The 15,736-nt window shown below is 72.4% G+C and carries 15 protein-coding genes; 11 read left to right on the top strand and 4 right to left on the bottom strand.

Annotated features, from left to right (window positions below; genetic code table 11):
* Positions 1–233 precede the first annotated feature (233 nt).
* The 5 genes from DMB66_RS54275 (at position 234) to DMB66_RS54255 (ending at position 7,663) form a co-directional block, all read left to right on the top strand.
* A complete protein-coding gene (locus tag DMB66_RS54275) occupies positions 234–3,017 on the top strand; it encodes an alpha-L-rhamnosidase (protein ID WP_125811873.1) in 2,784 nt (927 codons plus the stop codon).
* A 25-nt stretch (positions 3,018–3,042) separates the two neighbouring features.
* Complete coding sequence (locus DMB66_RS54270) at positions 3,043–4,353, top strand: ABC transporter substrate-binding protein (protein WP_125811872.1); 1,311 nt, start codon at positions 3,043–3,045, stop codon at positions 4,351–4,353.
* Between the two features lie 6 nt (positions 4,354–4,359).
* A complete protein-coding gene (locus tag DMB66_RS54265) occupies positions 4,360–5,286 on the top strand; it encodes a carbohydrate ABC transporter permease (RefSeq protein WP_125811871.1) in 927 nt (308 codons plus the stop codon).
* The gene (locus DMB66_RS54260) at positions 5,283–6,128 is read left to right on the top strand and encodes a carbohydrate ABC transporter permease (protein WP_125811870.1); all 846 of its coding nucleotides are present in this window, start codon (positions 5,283–5,285) and stop codon (positions 6,126–6,128) included. Before DMB66_RS54265 ends, DMB66_RS54260 begins: the two co-directional genes overlap by 4 nt.
* A 74-nt stretch (positions 6,129–6,202) precedes the next feature.
* Positions 6,203–7,663, top strand: coding sequence for an aldehyde dehydrogenase family protein (locus DMB66_RS54255; RefSeq protein WP_233625510.1), 1,461 nt, complete (start codon positions 6,203–6,205; stop codon positions 7,661–7,663).
* Here DMB66_RS54255 and DMB66_RS54250 read toward each other — a convergent pair.
* From DMB66_RS54250 to DMB66_RS54235, 4 genes are read right to left on the bottom strand one after another with little or no spacing between them, the layout of a single operon-like run.
* Entirely contained in the window at positions 7,608–8,423 is an 816-nt protein-coding gene (locus DMB66_RS54250) for an ABC transporter ATP-binding protein (RefSeq protein WP_125811869.1), read from the bottom strand. The genes DMB66_RS54255 and DMB66_RS54250 overlap by 56 nt on opposite strands.
* A 14-nt stretch (positions 8,424–8,437) precedes the next feature.
* On the bottom strand, positions 8,438–9,205 hold the full coding sequence (locus tag DMB66_RS54245) for an ABC transporter permease (RefSeq protein WP_125811868.1): 768 nt from the start codon (positions 9,203–9,205) through the stop codon (positions 8,438–8,440).
* Positions 9,202–10,008 (bottom strand): ABC transporter permease, encoded by an 807-nt coding sequence (locus tag DMB66_RS54240; protein ID WP_233625509.1) that lies wholly within the window; start codon positions 10,006–10,008, stop codon positions 9,202–9,204. Before DMB66_RS54240 ends, DMB66_RS54245 begins: the two co-directional genes overlap by 4 nt.
* Complete coding sequence (locus DMB66_RS54235) at positions 10,005–10,970, bottom strand: ABC transporter substrate-binding protein (RefSeq protein WP_125811867.1); 966 nt, start codon at positions 10,968–10,970, stop codon at positions 10,005–10,007. The genes DMB66_RS54240 and DMB66_RS54235 overlap by 4 nt, the downstream gene beginning before the upstream one ends.
* A 113-nt stretch (positions 10,971–11,083) precedes the next feature.
* On the opposite strand from DMB66_RS54235, the gene DMB66_RS54230 reads away from it, so the two are divergent.
* From DMB66_RS54230 to DMB66_RS54205, 6 genes are all read left to right on the top strand, one after another.
* The gene (locus DMB66_RS54230; RefSeq protein ID WP_125811866.1) at positions 11,084–12,226 is read left to right on the top strand and encodes a 4-hydroxybenzoate 3-monooxygenase; all 1,143 of its coding nucleotides are present in this window, start codon (positions 11,084–11,086) and stop codon (positions 12,224–12,226) included.
* On the top strand, positions 12,223–13,026 hold the full coding sequence (locus DMB66_RS54225) for a CoA transferase subunit A (protein ID WP_199753185.1): 804 nt from the start codon (positions 12,223–12,225) through the stop codon (positions 13,024–13,026). Before DMB66_RS54230 ends, DMB66_RS54225 begins: the two co-directional genes overlap by 4 nt.
* A gap of 17 nt (positions 13,027–13,043) precedes the next feature.
* Complete coding sequence (locus DMB66_RS54220) at positions 13,044–13,805, top strand: CoA-transferase subunit beta (protein WP_125811900.1); 762 nt, start codon at positions 13,044–13,046, stop codon at positions 13,803–13,805.
* On the top strand, positions 13,802–14,473 hold the full coding sequence (gene pcaH, locus DMB66_RS54215; RefSeq protein WP_125811865.1) for a protocatechuate 3,4-dioxygenase subunit beta: 672 nt from the start codon (positions 13,802–13,804) through the stop codon (positions 14,471–14,473). The genes DMB66_RS54220 and pcaH overlap by 4 nt, the downstream gene beginning before the upstream one ends.
* On the top strand, positions 14,470–14,985 hold the full coding sequence (gene pcaG / locus DMB66_RS54210; RefSeq protein WP_125811864.1) for a protocatechuate 3,4-dioxygenase subunit alpha: 516 nt from the start codon (positions 14,470–14,472) through the stop codon (positions 14,983–14,985). Before pcaH ends, pcaG begins: the two co-directional genes overlap by 4 nt.
* A 109-nt stretch (positions 14,986–15,094) precedes the next feature.
* Positions 15,095–15,736: lyase family protein (locus DMB66_RS54205; RefSeq protein WP_305027944.1), on the top strand; the 642-nt coding region annotated here is incomplete at its 3' end.

Below are 15,736 nucleotides of genomic sequence, written 5' to 3'. Positions count from 1 at the left end.
CCACCGACCATACGACGCCGTCCGCCGGCCGGGCGACACCCCGCGGGGACGGGCGCCAGGTGAATTTCGTGCTACCACCGGTGCACTGCGGGCTATGTCACACCCGGCATCGGCCGCAGGATCAGGGGGCGGACGAAATATCCCCGCCACCCCGCCGAAACATCTCCGACGGCGTTCCGCAGCGGCGTCTTTGAATCGTTTCAGCACGGTGGGCCGACCCCTCTGGAGTGCCCATGTCCCCTGCCGCCGCCCCCGCCGGGGTTCGCTTCGAGCACCACACCGACGACGGACCCGTCCTCGGCATCGGCACCCCCGCGCCCCGGCTCTCCTGGTACGTGCCCACCGCGCCCGACGGCTACCGGCAGAGCGCGTACCAGATCGAGATCAGCCGGGCCCGCGGGCCGGTGGAGCTGACCACCGTCGCCTCCGCCGAGCAGGTCCTGGTGCCGTGGCCCGCCGCCCCGCTGGCCGCCCGCGAGCCGGCCCGGGTCCGGGTCCGGGTCCGGGGCGCGGACGACGACTGGAGCCAGTGGAGCGCGCCGGCCGTGGTCGAGCGCGGCCTCGACGAGTGGGCCGCGCGCTTCATCAGCCCGGCCACGCTCGGCGGCCCGGGCCGGCCCGCCCCGGTGCTCACCGGCGAGGTGGTGCTGCCCGGCGACGTCGTCCGGGCCCGGCTGTACGCCACCGCGCACGGCCTCTACGCCGCGCGGCTCAACGGCCGGCGGGTCGGCGATCACGAGCTCGCGCCCGGCTGGACCAGCTACCAGCACCGGCTGCGGTACCAGACCTACGACGTCACCGGCCTGGTCCGGCCCGGCCCGAACCGCCTCGACGTGCTGCTCGGCAACGGCTGGTACCGCGGCCGGCTCGGCTTCCAGGGCCGGCGCGGGCTCTACGGCGACCGGCTGGCGCTGCTGGCCCAACTGGAGGTGACCACCGCCGACGGCGCCGTGCACCGGCTCGGCACCGACGAGTCCTGGAGCGCGGCCGACAGCGGGGTGCTCGCCGACGATCTCTACGACGGTCAGCGCACCGACCTGCGGGCCGGCGAGCGGCGCACGGACACCGTCGAGGTGATCGACGCGGACCTCGGCCGGCTGGTCGCGCCGGACGGGCCGCCGGTCCGGGTCACCGAGGTGCTCGCGGCGCGGCGGGTCTGGACCTCACCCGGCGGCCGGACACTGGTCGATTTCGGGCAGAACCTGGTCGGCCGGGTCCGGCTGCGGGTCCGCGGCCTCGCCGCGGACCACGAGGTCGTGGTCCGGCACGCCGAGGTGCTCGAGCACGAGGAGCTGGGGGTACGGCCGCTGCGCACGGCCCTGGCGACCGACTCGTACGTGCTGGCCGGCCCGGACGAGGCGGTGCTGGAGCCCACGCTGACCTTCCACGGCTTCCGCTACGCCGAGGTCACCGGCGTCACGGAGCTGTCCGTCGAGGACGTCGAGGCCGTCGTGATCGGCTCCGACCTGCGCCGCACCGGCTGGTTCGAGTCCTCCCACGAGCTGCTGAACCGCTTCCACGCCAACGTGGTCTGGGGCATGCGCGGCAACTTCGTGGACGTGCCGACGGACTGCCCGCAGCGCGACGAGCGGCTCGGCTGGACCGGCGACATCCAGGTCTTCTCCCCCACGGCGAGCTTCCTGTTCGACAGTGCCGGCCTGCTCGGCGGCTGGCTCGCCGACCTCGCGGCCGAGCAGCAGAAGGACGGCTCGGTGCCGTTCGTCATCCCGGACGTGATCCGGCAGCCCGGACCGGCGACCGCGGCCTGGGGCGACGCGGCGACGATCGTGCCCTGGGTGCTCTACCGCCGCACCGGCGACCTCGGCCTGCTCGCCCGCCAGCTGCCCAGCATGCGCGCCTGGGTGGACCGGATGGCCGAGCTGGCCGGCCCGGACCGGCTCTGGTCCGGCGGCTTCCAGTTCGGCGACTGGCTCGACCCGACCGCGCCGCCCGACTCGCCGTTCCAGGCCCAGGCCGATCCCGACGTCATCGCCACCGCGCACCTCGCCCGGTCGGCCGAGATCGTCGGCCGGGCCGCCGAGCTGCTCGGCGACGCCGCCGGCGCCCGGCGGTACGGCCTGCTGGCGGCGCAGGTCCGGGCGGCGTTCGCCCGCGAGTACGTGACCAGCACCGGCCGGGTTCTCGGGGACGCGGCGACCACGTACGCCCTCGCCCTGCAGTGGTCGCTGCTGCCCGCCGAGGCCCAGCGGCAGCACGCCGGGCGGCGGCTGGCCGACCTGGTACGCGCCGCCGGCTTCCGGATCGGCACCGGCTTCGTGGGCACGCCGCTGATGACCGACGCGCTGACCGACGCCGGCGAGCCGGAGCTGGCATACCGGCTGCTGCTGCAGACCGGCTGCCCGTCGTGGCTCTACTCGGTGACGATGGGCGCCACGACGGTCTGGGAGCGCTGGGACAGCATGCTGCCGGACGGGAGCATCAACCCCGGCGAGATGACCTCGTTCAACCACTACGCGCTCGGTGCGGTGGCCGACTGGCTGCACCGGCGGGTCGCCGGGCTGGCCCCGGCCGCACCCGGCTACCGGCGGCTGCTGGTGCACCCCGTGCCGAACCACGCCCTCACCTCGGCCGCGGCCCGGCATCTGACCCCGTACGGCGAGGCCGCCGTCTCGTGGCGGCGCGCGGACGGCCGGCTGCGGCTCAGCGTCACCGTGCCGGTCGGCGCCGAGGCCGAGGTGCGCGTGCCCGGCGCGGCGGCGAGCGTCGAGGTGCGCCACGGCACCCACGAGTGGACCGTGCCCGACCCGTACGCCGGGGTGCCGGTGCTGGCCGCCGAGCCGAGCATCCGCGAGGTCATGGACCACCTGCCGGCCTGGGAGCAGGTCGTCGCCGCGGCCGCGGCGGCCGGCGCCGGCGACGAGGCGCAGGTGGCCCGGCGGCTGCGCCCGTACCTCGATGCCCCGGCGACCGGCCTGATCGACGCACTCACCGCCGGCGGTTTCGTCCCCGGCGCCGGCGAGCTGCGGGCCCGGCTCGCCGGCCTGTCCTTCCTGTAGAAACCCACTCCCCCGGAGGCACCCGATGAGATTCCGACCCTTGATCCTGCTCACCGCCACCTGTCTGACCCTCTCCGCCTGCAGCGCCGGCAGCCTCGGCTCCAGCGACGACGAGGGCGGCGGCAAGGTCGCGCTGTCCTTCCTGGTCGACAACTCCGAGGACACCGTCCGGATCGGCGAGCAGCTCGCCAAGGACTTCACCGCCGCCAACCCGGACATCACCGTCAAGGTCGAGACCCGGCCGCAGGGCACCGAGGGCGACAACCTGATCAAGACCCGGCTGTCCACCGGCGACATGACGGACGTGTTCGAGTACAACTCCGGGTCGCTGTTCCAGGCCCTCGCCCCGCAGAAGAACCTGGTGGCGCTCGACGACCAGCCGTGGGCCGGCCGGCTCGACGACAACTTCAAGACCACCGTGTCGACCGGCGGCAAGACCTACGGCGCGCCGTGGGGCGGCTTCATCGCCGGCGCCGTGATGTACAACCGGGCCGTCTACGCCAAGCTCAGCCTGCGGATTCCGAAGACCTGGGCCGAGTTCATGGCGAACAACGCCAAGATCAAGGCGGCCGGGATCGCCCCGGTGATCCAGACCTACCAGGACACCTGGACCTCGCAGCTGTTCGTGCTGGGCGACTTCCACAACGTCACGGCGGCCGAGCCGGACTTCGCCGAGAAGTACACGAAGAACCAGGCCAAGTACGCCACGTCCCCGGCCGCGCTCAAGGGCTTCCAGCACCTGCAGGAGGTGCACGACGCCGGCTACCTGAACAAGGACTTCGCGTCGGCCAAGTTCGACGACGGGCTGAAGAAGCTGGCCAAGGGCGAGGGCGCGCACTACCCGATGCTCTCCTCGGCGATCAGCACCATCGTCGCCAACTATCCGGAGCAGGCCAAGGACGTCGGCCTGTTCGCCATCCCGAGCGACGACGCGGCCCGCAACGGCCTGACCGTGTGGTCCCCGGCCGGGGTCTACATCCCCACCTCGACCGAGGGCGCCAAGCTGGACGCGGCCAGGAAGTTCCTCGCCTTCATCGCCAGCCCCGCCGGCTGCGCCTCGACGGGCGCCGCGAGCACCCCGGTCGGCCCGTACGCGGTCGAGGGCTGCGCGCTGCCGGCCGACGTCACCCAGGTGGCCAAGGACTCCCAGCCGTACCTCGACCGGGACGGCGGCTCCAGCCTGGCGCTGGAGTTCGTGTCGCCGATCAAGGGCCCGGCGCTGGAGCAGATCACCGTGGAGGTGGGCTCCGGCATCCGCACGGCGGCCGACGGCGCCGCGCTCTACGACAAGGATGTGCGGAAGCAGGCCCAGCAGCTCGGGCTCGAGGGCTGGTAGGACCCGGTGGCGACGACAACCATCGGCCGGAAACCGGCCCGCGAACGGGCCACCGCCGGGCCGGGCCCGGCCGGCCGGGCGCGCAGCCCGTACCCGTACTGGTTCTATCTGCCCGCGGCGGTGATCTACGGCCTGCTGTTCATCATCCCGACCATCACCGCGTTCTATTTCAGCCTGACCCGCTGGACGATCTTCGATTCGCAGTTCATCGGCTTCGACAACTACGTCACGTTCTTCCGCGAGCCGGCGCTCGTCTCCGGCCTGACCCACACGCTGATCTACGCGGCGGTCACCTCCGCCGCCAAGGTCGTGCTCGGCATGCTGCTGGCGATCCTGCTCACCTCGCGGATCGTCGGGCGCGGCTTCCTGCGCTCGGTGGTGTTCTTCCCCGTCCTGGTCAGCACCATCGGCGTCGGCCTGACCTTCACCGTGCTGATGAACCCGGAGCAGGGCCTGATCAACGACGCGCTCGCGGTGGTCGGCATCGACGGCCCGGCCTGGCTGACCGACCCGAGGTACGCGCTGCTGTCGGTGGCCCTGGTCGACGTCTGGAAGGGCGTCGGGCTGGCCACGGTCATCTACATCGCGGGCATCGTGAGCATCCCGGGCGAGTACTTCGAGGCCGCCAAGGTCGACGGCGCGGGGGCCTGGGACACCTTCCGGCGGATCATCCTGCCGCTGGCCCGCCCGGCCACGGTCACCGTGATCCTACTGTCGCTGATCGGCGGCCTGCGCTCGTTCGACCTGATCTGGGCCATGACCCGCGGCGGGCCGGGCTTCACCTCCGACGTCATCGCCTCGGTGATCTACAAGCAGTACCAGGCCGGCTTCTACGGCCTGTCGACCGCGGGCAACGTCGTGCTGTTCCTGGTCGTGACGGCGATCGTGTTCCCGCTGTCCCGGCTGCTCAACCGTAAGGAGGTCGACCTGTGAGCACCGTGCCGCACCGCAGGCCACGCCCGAACTACCTGCTCAGCGCCGTCGCGATCCTGGCGTCACTGGTCGTCTTCGTGGTGCCGTTCGTCTTCATCCTGCTGACCGCGGTCAAGGACCGCCGGCAGGCGGCGGAGTTCGACTTCTCCTGGCCGCGGAACACGCAGTTCGTGCAGAACTTCGTCGATGTGGTGCAGGCCCGCGACTACCTGCTGATCATCGCCTACATCAACAGCACCATCCTGACCGTGGCCAGCGTGGCCATCATGGCGGTCACCTCGGCGATGGTCGCCTACGTGCTGCAGCGCCGGCGCAGCCGGTGGAACGGCTTCGTCAACTTCCTGGTGCTCTCCGGGCTGATCATCCCGCCGGCGGTGGTGCCGACCATCTGGGTGCTGCAGCGCCTCGGCCTGTTCCGCACGATGCCCGGCCTGATCCTGGTCGAGGTGGCGTTCGGGCTGGCCTTCTGCGTGCTGCTGTTCCAGGCGTTCATCGCCTCGATCCCCCGGGAGCTGGACGAGGCCGCGGTCATCGACGGCGCCGGCCCGGTCCGGCTCTTCTTCCGGGTCATCTTCCCGCTGCTGCGCCCGGTCATCGTCACGGTCGTGCTGGTGCAGTCGGTCTTCGTCTACAACGACTTCGTCAACCCGCTGTACTTCCTGCCCGGCGAGCAGAACGCGACCGTGCAGCTGACTCTCTACAACTTCAACAGCCAGTTCAACACCCAGTACAACCTGCTTTTCATGGACATTCTGCTGATCACGATCCCGCCGCTGATCATGTTCCTGGCCTTCAACCGGCAGATCGTGGCCGGTATGACGGCGGGTGCCGTAAAGGGCTGATCGGTGTTAGCGTTTCCCGCATGTTTCGCGACGAACAAATGTTCGTATGCCGAACACTTCCCGGGAGGTGGCGCGTGACCCAGACCAGAAGTCTGCTCATCGGCGGCGAGGAGGTGGCCGCCGCGGACGGGCGCACCACCGACGATCTCAACCCGCACACCGGCGGCGTCGTCGCCCGGGTGGCCGCGGCCGGCCCGGCCGACGTCGGCCGGGCCGTCGACGCCGCCGACGCGGCCTTCGCCGGCTGGTCCGCCACCCCGCCGACCGAGCGCCGGCGGATCCTGAACCGGGCCGCCGACCTGCTCGAGGAGCGGGCCAAGGACGCCGCCACGCTGATGGCCGCCGAGACCGGCGGCACGTTCGGCTGGTCGATGTTCAACGCCGGCTTCGCCGCGAGCGTGTTCCGCGAGGCCGCCGCGTCGACCACGCTGCCGGTCGGCGAGGTGCTGGCCGGCGCCGACCCGAGCGCGCTGTCGCTGGCCATCCGCCAGCCGGCCGGCGTGGTCGCCGCGTTCGCGCCGTGGAACGCCCCGCTCATCCTGGGTGTCCGCGCGGTCGCCACGCCGCTGGCCGTCGGCAACACCGTGGTGCTCAAGGCCAGCGAGGACGCGCCCCTGGCCTGCGCCCTGTTCGTGGCCGACCTGCTGCGGGACGCCGGGCTGCCGCCGGGCGCGCTCAACGTGCTCACCAACGACCGGGCCGACGCGGCGGCCGTCGCCGAGGCGCTGATCGGCGACCGGCGGGTGCGCCGGGTCAACTTCACCGGCTCCACCGGCGTCGGCCGGCGCATCGGCGAGCTCGCCGCCCGCCACCTCACCCCGGCGGTGCTGGAGCTGGGCGGGAAGAACTCGGTGCTGGTGCTCGACGACGCCGACCTGGAATACGCCGTGAACGCGGTCGCCTTCGGCGCGTACATGAACTCCGGGCAGATCTGCATGTCCGCGGACCGGGTGATCGTGCACCACTCCCTCGCCGAGGAGTTCGGCGCCCGGCTCGCCGAGAAGGCCAAGGGGCTGCCCGCCGGCGACCCCGCCGACCCGCACACCGTGATCGGGCCGCTGATCAACGCCGGCGCGGCCGAGCGGGTGGCCGGCCTGGTCGACCAGGCGGTCACCGGTGGTGCCCGGGTGCTCATCGGCGGCGGTACGCCCGACGGCGCGCACTACCCGGCGACGGTGCTCGCGGGCGTGACGCCGGAGATGCGCATCCACACCGAGGAGATCTTCGGCCCGGTGGCCACCGTGCTGAGCGTGGCCGACGAGGAGCAGGCGATCGCGGTCGCCAACGACAGCCCGTACGGGCTCACCACCGGCGTGCTCACCCAGGACCTGAACCGCGGTTTCGCCGTCGCCCGGCGGCTGCGCACCGGCATCGCGCACGTCAACGACCAGTCCGTGGACGACGACCCGACCGCGCCGTTCGGCGGGGTCGGCGACTCCGGCTACGGCCGGTTCGGCGGCCGGGCCGGGGTCGAGGCGTTCACCGATCTGCGCTGGATAACTCTCCAGCAGCGCCCGAAGCATTTCCCCTTCTGAGCTTCGCCAGCTGGATCTGCTCGTAGACCCGGGTCCTTTGCGCGGTGAACCGCGGATCGGCCCGGGTGTGCAGCTGGTCGCGCTCGGCGGGCAGGTCCACGGTCAGCTCGTCCTGCACGACGGTCGGCGAGGCGGAGAGCATCAGCACGCGCTGGCCCAGATACACCGCCTCGTCGATGTCGTGCGTGACGAACAGGATGGTCACCCCGAGCCGCTGCCACAGCGCGCGGACCAGGTCCTCCAGGTCCGCGCGCGTCTGCGCGTCGACGGCGGCGAACGGCTCGTCCATCAATAGGGTCGTGGGCTCGTAGGCCACGGCCCGGGCGATCGCGACGCGCTGCTGCATGCCACCGGACAACTGCCAGGGGTACGCGGACTCGGTGCCGTCCAGCCCGACCGCGCTCAGCGCCTCGGCGACCAGCTCCCGCCGGCGCGCCTTGGGCAGCTTCTTCTGCCGCAGCGGCAGCTCGACGTTGTCGCGCACGCTCATCCACGGGAAGAGGCTGCGGCCGTACTCCTGGAAGACGACCGCCATGCCCGGCGGCGGGCCGGCGACCGGGGTGCCGTCGACCGTGACCGTGCCGCCGGTCGGGTCGAGCAGCCCGGCGACGCAGCGCAGCAGCGTGGTCTTGCCGCAGCCGGACGGGCCGACCAGGCAGACCAGCTCCCCCGCCGCGACGGTGAACGTCAGGTCGCGCAGCGCCTCCACCTCGCGGCTGCCGGAGCGATAGACCTTGCGCAGGCCCTTGACCTCGAGCATCGTCGTTTCCTTCCTCAGGAGCGCCGCTGGGCGTCGCGCAGGCCGTGGTACCAGGCCAGCACGGAGCGCTCGGCGAGCCGGAACAGCTCGGACAGCCCGAAGCCCAGCAGCCCGAGCAGGATGATGCCGCTCCACATCTCCGGAATGGCGAAGCTGCGCTGGAACTGCACGATGGTGAAGCCCAGGCCGTTGCTGGCGGCGAACATCTCGCTGATCACCATCAGGATGATCGCGATGGACAGGGCCTGCCGCAGCCCCGCGACGATCTGCGGGGACGCCGCGGGCAGCAGCAGATACCGCAGCCGGGCCGGGCCGGTGATCCCGTACGCGCGGGTGGTGTCGGACAGCACGCCGTCGGTGGCCCGGACGCCCTCGACCGTGTTGAGCAGGACCGGCCAGACGCAGCCGGACACGATCACGATGACCTTCATGCTGTTGCCGATCCCGGCGAACAGCATGATGACCGGGACCAGCACGGGCGGCGGGATGGCCCGGAAGAACTCCAGCACCGGCTCGGCCGCCGTGCGCAGCCGCGGGCTGGCACCGATCGCGACCCCGGCGGCGACGCCGATCAGCGCCGCCAGCAGGTAGCCGGCGCCGAGCCGGGCCAGGCTGGGCAGCACGTCGGCGCGCAGCCGCTCGGGGGTCCAGGTGTCGGCGAACGCGGCCAGGATCTGCCGCAGCGGGGGCGCGTAGAAGTTCTCGCTGTTCGCGCTGGCGGCCCACCAGGTCACGAAGAGCACGACCGGAAGCCCGAGCACCAGCAGCAGTCGCTTGATCATGAGGCCACCTCGCCCCGGACGGACTGGTGCCAGGCCAGGAAGTGGCGCTCGGCGCGGCGGGCGGCCAGGTTGATGGCGACGCCGAGCAGGCCGGTGACCACGATGAGGGCGTACATGGTGGGGATGGCGTTCGAGCTCTGGGCGACCGCGATGACCGCGCCCAGGCCCGGCGCGCCGATGACCAGTTCGGTGGTGACCGCCAGCACCAGCGCCACCGACGCGGCCAGCCGCACGCCGGTGAAGACGTACGGCAGCGCGGTCGGCCAGAGCACGTGCCGGATCCTGGCCCAAGCGGTGAAGCGGAAGCTGCGGGCGGTCTCGTCGGCGACCGGGTCGACGTCGGCGACGCCGTACAGGACCTGGACCAGCACCTGCCAGAAGGCCGCGTAGACCACCAGCAGCAGGGTCGAGCCCAGGTCCGAGCCGTAGAGCAGGACCGCGAGCGGGATCAGCGCGACCGACGGGATCGGCCGCAGGAACTCCACCGTCGAGGCGGTGACCGCGCGCAGCACGGACACCGCGCCGATCAGGACGCCGACGGTCACCCCGGCCGCCACCGCGATGGCCAGGCCGATCGCCCACGCGGTCAGGGTGTCCGCGACCGCCACCCAGAACGCGGCGGTGACCGCCTCGCCGGCGAGGGCGGCCAGGATCCGGCTCGTCGGCGGCAGGTAGCTCTCCGCCACGATTCCGGCGCGGGGCAGCACTTCCACCAGCACGAGCAGGCCGGCCAGGCCGGAGAGGCCGAGCAGCGCCCGGCCTCCCGGTATCGTCCGCGGCCCTGCCGCGCCGACCGCGGTCACGGCAGGATCTTAGCCAGGTCGGGCGTGGCACTGCCGAAGATGCCGTCCTGCGCGCCCAGCTTGCTGAGCGTCTCGACGGACGCCCGGTTGATCTCGGTGGGCCACTTGGGCAGGGTCAGCGCCTCGCGCACCGTCGGGTCGATCTTGGTGTACGAGGCGAGGATCGCGCGTACCTCGTCGGGGTGTCCGTCGGCGTAGGCCAGCGACTCCTTCATCGCCTCGGTGAACCGCTTGACCAGATCCGGATCGTCGGCGATGAGCTTGGTGGAGGCGAAGTACGCGGCCACGGTCAGGTTCGGCGCCGGGTCGGCGTAGCACCACGCGACGACCCGGCCGCCCGCGCCGGTCACCGTCGACAGGATCGGCTCGACCACGAACGCGGCGTCGACCTGGCCGTTGTCGAGGGCGGCGGGCATGTTGGCGAACGGCATCTCGACGAAGTTGATCCCGCTCGGGTCGCCGCCGGCCTTGCGCACGGACTCCCGCACGACGGTGTCGCCGATGTTCTTCAGCGTGTTCACCGCGACCTTCTTGCCGGCCAGGTCGGCGGCCTTGGTGATCGTGCTGGCCTTGCTGACGACCACGCCGCCGAAGTCCTTGCCGGCCACTCCGGTCGAGGCGACGCCGTTGGCGACCACCTTGATCGGCACGTTCTTGGTCTGCGCGATGAGCAGCGAGGTGATGTTGCTGAAGCCGAACTGGAACTGGCCGCTGACCACGCCGGGCACGATGGCCGCGCCGCCCTGGCCGCTCTCCATGGTCAGCTCGATCTTGCGATTGGCGAAGAATCCCTGTTTCTGCCCGAGATATATGGGCGCGACGTCGACGATGGGGATCACCCCGACCTTCACTTTGTCGACGCCGCCGTCGGTGGTGGTGGAACCCGAATCGGCCGAGGATCCGCAGCCCGCTCCGGCTCCGACCAGGGCGAGCAGGGCGAGCCCCGCGATGAACCGACGCATTTTCAGACCTCCAGTGGGTTGTGTTTGTGCGCACTACGCACGTACGTTCTTATGAAGAACGTATGGTGTGGTCTGGCTCACGTCAACGACCAACATCGATCCGGAGGTCGGGAATGCGCACACAGGTTGGCATCGTGGGGGCCGGTCCGGCCGGGCTCGTCCTGGCCCGGCTGCTGCACCGGGCCGGGATCGACTCGGTGGTCCTCGAACGCCGATCCCGATCCTATGTGGAGAGCAGGGTTCGTGCGGGGGTCCTCGAACACGGCACCACCCAGCTGCTCGACGAGCTCGGCGTGGGCGGGCGGATGCGCCGCGAGGGCATGGTGCACAGCGGCATCGAGCTGCGCTTCGGCGGCGAGGGTCACCGGATCGATCTGGCGGCGCTGACCGGCAAGACCATCACCGTCTACGGTCAGCAGGAGGTCGTCAAGGACCTCATCGCCGCCCGGCTCGCCGACGACCTCCCGCTGCACTTCGAGGCGGAGGTCACCGCCGTCGACGGCACCGTGCTGGAATACCAGCGCGACGGCGTCAAGGAACGCCTCGAGTGCGACTTCGTGGCCGGCTGCGACGGCTCGCACGGCGTGTCCCGCCTCGCGCTGCCCGAGGGCGCGCTGCGGACCGCCGAGCGGGTGCATCCGTACGCCTGGCTCGGCATCCTGGCCCGCGCGCCCGCCGCCGCCGACGAGCTGGTCTACGCCTACCACGAGCGCGGCTTCGCCCTGCACAGCATGCGGACCCCGGACATCGTCCGGCTCTACCTGCAGGTGCCGCGCGACACCGACCTGGCCGACTGGCCCGACACCCGGATCTTCGACGAGCTGCGCACCCGGCTCGACCTGCCGATCAAGGAGGGCGAGGTGCTGGAGCGCGGGGTGACCGCGATGCGCAGCTTCGCCGTCGAGCCGATGCGCCACGACCGGCTCTTCCTGGCCGGGGACGCGGCGCACATCGTGCCGCCGACCGGCGCCAAGGGCATGAACCTGGCGATCGCCGACGTCCGGGTGCTGGCCGAGGCTCTTGCCGCGCACTACCGGGAGAAGACGGACGAGCTGCTGGACAGCTACTCCCGGACCTGCCTCAAGCGGGTCTGGCAGGCGCAGCGCTTCTCCAACTGGATGACCACGACGCTGCACCGGCACGAGGGCGAGGACGACTTCGGCCACCGGGTGCGGCTCGCCGAGCTGGAATACGTGACCAGCTCCACCGCCGCGTCGACCACCCTGGCCGAGAACTACGTCGGGCTGCCCTGGTGAGCGCCCGGATCGTCCCGCTCGCCGACGCGGTCGCCGAGCTGGTGCACGACGGCGACACCGTCGCGCTGGAGGGCTTCACCCACCTGATCCCGGTCGCCGCCGGCCACGAGATCATCCGGCAGGGCCGGCGCGGGCTGACCCTGGTGCGGATGACCCCGGACATCGTCTACGACCAGCTCATCGGGGCGGGCTGCGCGGCCAAGCTGGTCTTCTCCTGGGCCGGCAACCCCGGCGTCGGCTCGCTGCACCGCTTCCGCGACGCGGTGCAGCACGCCTGGCCCGCGCCGCTGGAGATCGAGGAGCACAGCCACGCCGGGATGGCCAACCGGTACGTCGCCGGCGCCTCCGGGCTGCCGTTCGCCGTCCTGCGCGGCTACCTCGGCACCGACCTGCCCGCGCACACTGCCACCATCGCGCCGATCACCTGCCCGTTCACCGGGGAGACGCTGACCGCCGTGCCCGCGCTGAACCCGGACGTCGGCATCGTGCACGCCCAGCGCGCCGACCGGGCCGGCAACGTGCAGTTCTGGGGCATCACCGGCGTCCACAAGGAGGTCGTGCTCGCCTCGGCCCGGTCGCTGGTCACCGTCGAGGAGGTGGTGGACGAGCTGACCCCGGTGCCCGGGGCGGTCGTGCTGCCCGGCTGGGCGGTCACCCGGGTCGCGCACGTGCCCGGCGGCGCGCATCCCTCGTACGCGATGGGCTACAGCGACCGCGACAACGAGTACTACCAGGTGTGGGACAAGATCAGCCGGGATCGGGCAGCATTTCAGGAGTGGCTGACGGGAGTCCTCGCATGACCTCGACCAGTCCTCGCATGACCTGGACCGCCGACGAGATGATGACCGTCGCGGCCGCGCGGGCGCTGCGGGGCGACACCCGCTGCTTCGTCGGCATCGGCCTGCCCAGCACCGCCGCCAACCTGGCCCGCCGCACCCACGCCCCGGACCTGGTCCTGGTCTACGAGTCCGGCACGATCGGCGCCAAGCCGGACCGGCTGCCGCTGTCCATCGGCGACGGGGTGCTCGCGGCGACCGCCGACGCGGTGGTCAGCGTCCCGGAGATGTTCAACTACTGGCTGCAGCCCGGCCGGATCGGCGTCGGCTTCCTCGGCGCCGCGCAGCTCGACCGGCACGGCAACATCAACACCACGGTGATCGGCGCCGACTACGCCGACCCCACGGTGCGGCTGCCCGGCGCGGGCGGCGCCCCCGAGATCGCGGCGTCGTGCGGCGAGGTCATCGTGGTGGTGCGGCAGAGCCCCCGCACGTTCGTCGACCGGGTCGACTTCGTCACCTCGGTCGGCCACGGCAGCGGGCCCGGCGACCGGGAACGGCTGGGCCTGCGCGGCCGCGGCCCGGTGCTGGTCATCACCGACCTGGGCGTGCTGGAACCGGACCCGGACGACCGGGAGCTGACCCTGACCCGGCTGCACCCCGGGGTCACCGCCGAGCAGGCCGTCGCGGCCACCGGCTGGAAGCTGCGGATCGCCGACGGGGTGACGACCACCGAACCGCCGAGCGAGCACGAACTGTCCACCCTGCGCGCGCTGACCGCAACGAAGGAGAAGACCGCATGACCGCCCACCCACCGCTGCTGTCGCCCGGCTACAAGTCGACGATCCTGCGGGCCCCGCAGCAGACGCCGATCCTGCTGCCGCACAGCCTCACCGAGCTGACCGGGCCGGTGCTGGGCGAGGGCCCGGTCGCCGCCGCCGACGCCGACCTGACCCTGGACGGCAAGGGCGAGGCGCAGGGCCAGCGGATCGTGGTGCACGGCCAGGTCCGCGACGCCGACGGCCGGGCGGTGCCGGACGCCCTGCTGGAGGTGTGGCAGGCCAACGCGGCCGGCCGCTACCTGCACAAGTGGGACCGGCACGACGCCCCGCTGGATCCGCACTTCACCGGCGTGGGCCGGACGATGACCGACGCGCAGGGCAACTACCGCTTCGTGACGGTCAAGCCGGGCGCCTACCCGTGGGGCAACCACCCGAACGCATGGCGGCCCGCGCACATCCACTTCTCGCTGTTCGGCCTGGCGTTCACCCAGCGCCTGGTCACCCAGATGTACTTCCCGGACGACCCGCTGTTCGCCTACGACCCGATCTACAACTCGGTGCCGGAGTTCGCCCGCGACCGCCTGGTCGCCGGCTTCGATCTGTCCGCCACCGTCGAGTCGTGGGCGCTGGGCTTCCGCTTCGACATCGTGCTGACCGGCGCGGCCGCGACACCGATGGAGACCCGATGACCGCCCCCGGCACGCCGTCGCAGACCGTCGGGCCGTACCTGTCGATCGGGCTCACCTGGGACGAGGGCCCGCACGTGGTCGCGGCCGACGCGCCCGGCGCGGTATGGCTCCGCGGCGAGATCCGCGACGGTGCCGGCGCGGTGATCCCCGACGCCCTGGTGGAGACCTGGCAGCCCGACCCCGCCGGCCGCTTCCACGCACCCGGCTTCCGCGGCCTGGGCCGCTGCCCCACCGACGACAACGGCCGGTACGCCATCCGCACCGTCAAGCCGGGCGTGGTCGAGGACCAGGCGCCGCACATCGACGTGACGGTGCTGGCCCGCGGCCTGCTGCACCGGGTGGTGACCCGGATCTACTTCGGCGACGAACCGGCCGCGAACGAGGCGGACCCGATCCTCGCCCGGGTGCCGGCCGAACGCCGCGGCACGCTGATCGCGGAGAAGTCCTCCGACGGCTACCGCTTCGACGTCACCTTGCAGGGGCCCGATGAGACCGTCTTCTTCACCATCTGACGACACGGTAGGCCCGCCCGGCCCGCTGCCGACTGCCCTACCTCCAGCAAGCCCACCCGACGGCGGACCGCCTGCGGGCGACCGGCCTGCGGGCGGATTGTTCGACGGGGTGCTCGCGGCCGGGGATGTCCGGGCGGCCGTCGATGACGCGGCGTGGGTGCGGGCGATGCTCGACGCCGAGGCCGCGCTGGCCCGCGCGGCCGCCCGGTGCGGGATCGCCTCCGCCGCCGACGCCGAGGCGGTCACCGCCGCCTGCGCCCGGCTGGAGGTGGACCCCGCGGAGCTGGGCGCCGAGGCGGCCGAGACCGGCAACCCGGTGGTGCCGCTACTCAAGCGGCTGCGGGCGGCCGTGCCCGAGTCGGCGGCGCCCTTGGTGCACCGGGGCGCGACCAGCCAGGACATCGTGGACACCGCCGCGATGCTGGTCGCCCGCCGCGCGCTCGTGCCGCTGCTGGCCGACCTGAGCGCGGCGGCCGGCCTGGCCGCCGGGCTCGCCGACCGGCACCGGGGCACCGTCGTGGCCGGGCGCACCCTGCTGCAGCAGGCGCTGCCCACGACCTTCGGCCTGATCGCCGCAGGCTGGCTGGCCGGCCTCGACAGCGCCCGGCGCCGACTGGCCGAGGTCGACGAACACCGGCTCGCCGCCCAACTGGGCGGCGCGGCGGGCACCCTCGCCGCCTACCAGCGGGCCAACGCCCCCTCCACCCACCAATCGGCCGGCGCCTTCTCCACCCACCAACCGACCGACGCC

Source organism: Actinoplanes sp. ATCC 53533, assembly GCF_003947245.1.
This window is presented reverse-complemented; position numbering and strand designations above follow the sequence as displayed.

Bases quoted from the DNA above. Each gene is read 5' to 3' on its own strand.
- DMB66_RS54275 (WP_125811873.1), top strand. From the start codon at position 234: ATGTCCCCTGCCGCCGCCCCCGCCGGGGTTCGCTTCGAGCACCACACC.
- DMB66_RS54270 (WP_125811872.1), top strand. From the start codon at position 3,043: ATGAGATTCCGACCCTTGATCCTGCTCACCGCCACCTGTCTGACCCTC.
- DMB66_RS54250 (WP_125811869.1), bottom strand. From the start codon at position 8,423: ATGCTCGAGGTCAAGGGCCTGCGCAAGGTCTATCGCTCCGGCAGCCGC.
- DMB66_RS54245 (WP_125811868.1), bottom strand. From the start codon at position 9,205: ATGATCAAGCGACTGCTGCTGGTGCTCGGGCTTCCGGTCGTGCTCTTC.
- DMB66_RS54235 (WP_125811867.1), bottom strand. From the start codon at position 10,970: ATGCGTCGGTTCATCGCGGGGCTCGCCCTGCTCGCCCTGGTCGGAGCC.
- DMB66_RS54230 (WP_125811866.1), top strand. From the start codon at position 11,084: ATGCGCACACAGGTTGGCATCGTGGGGGCCGGTCCGGCCGGGCTCGTC.
- DMB66_RS54220 (WP_125811900.1), top strand. From the start codon at position 13,044: ATGACCTGGACCGCCGACGAGATGATGACCGTCGCGGCCGCGCGGGCG.
- pcaH (WP_125811865.1), top strand. From the start codon at position 13,802: ATGACCGCCCACCCACCGCTGCTGTCGCCCGGCTACAAGTCGACGATC.
- pcaG (WP_125811864.1), top strand. From the start codon at position 14,470: ATGACCGCCCCCGGCACGCCGTCGCAGACCGTCGGGCCGTACCTGTCG.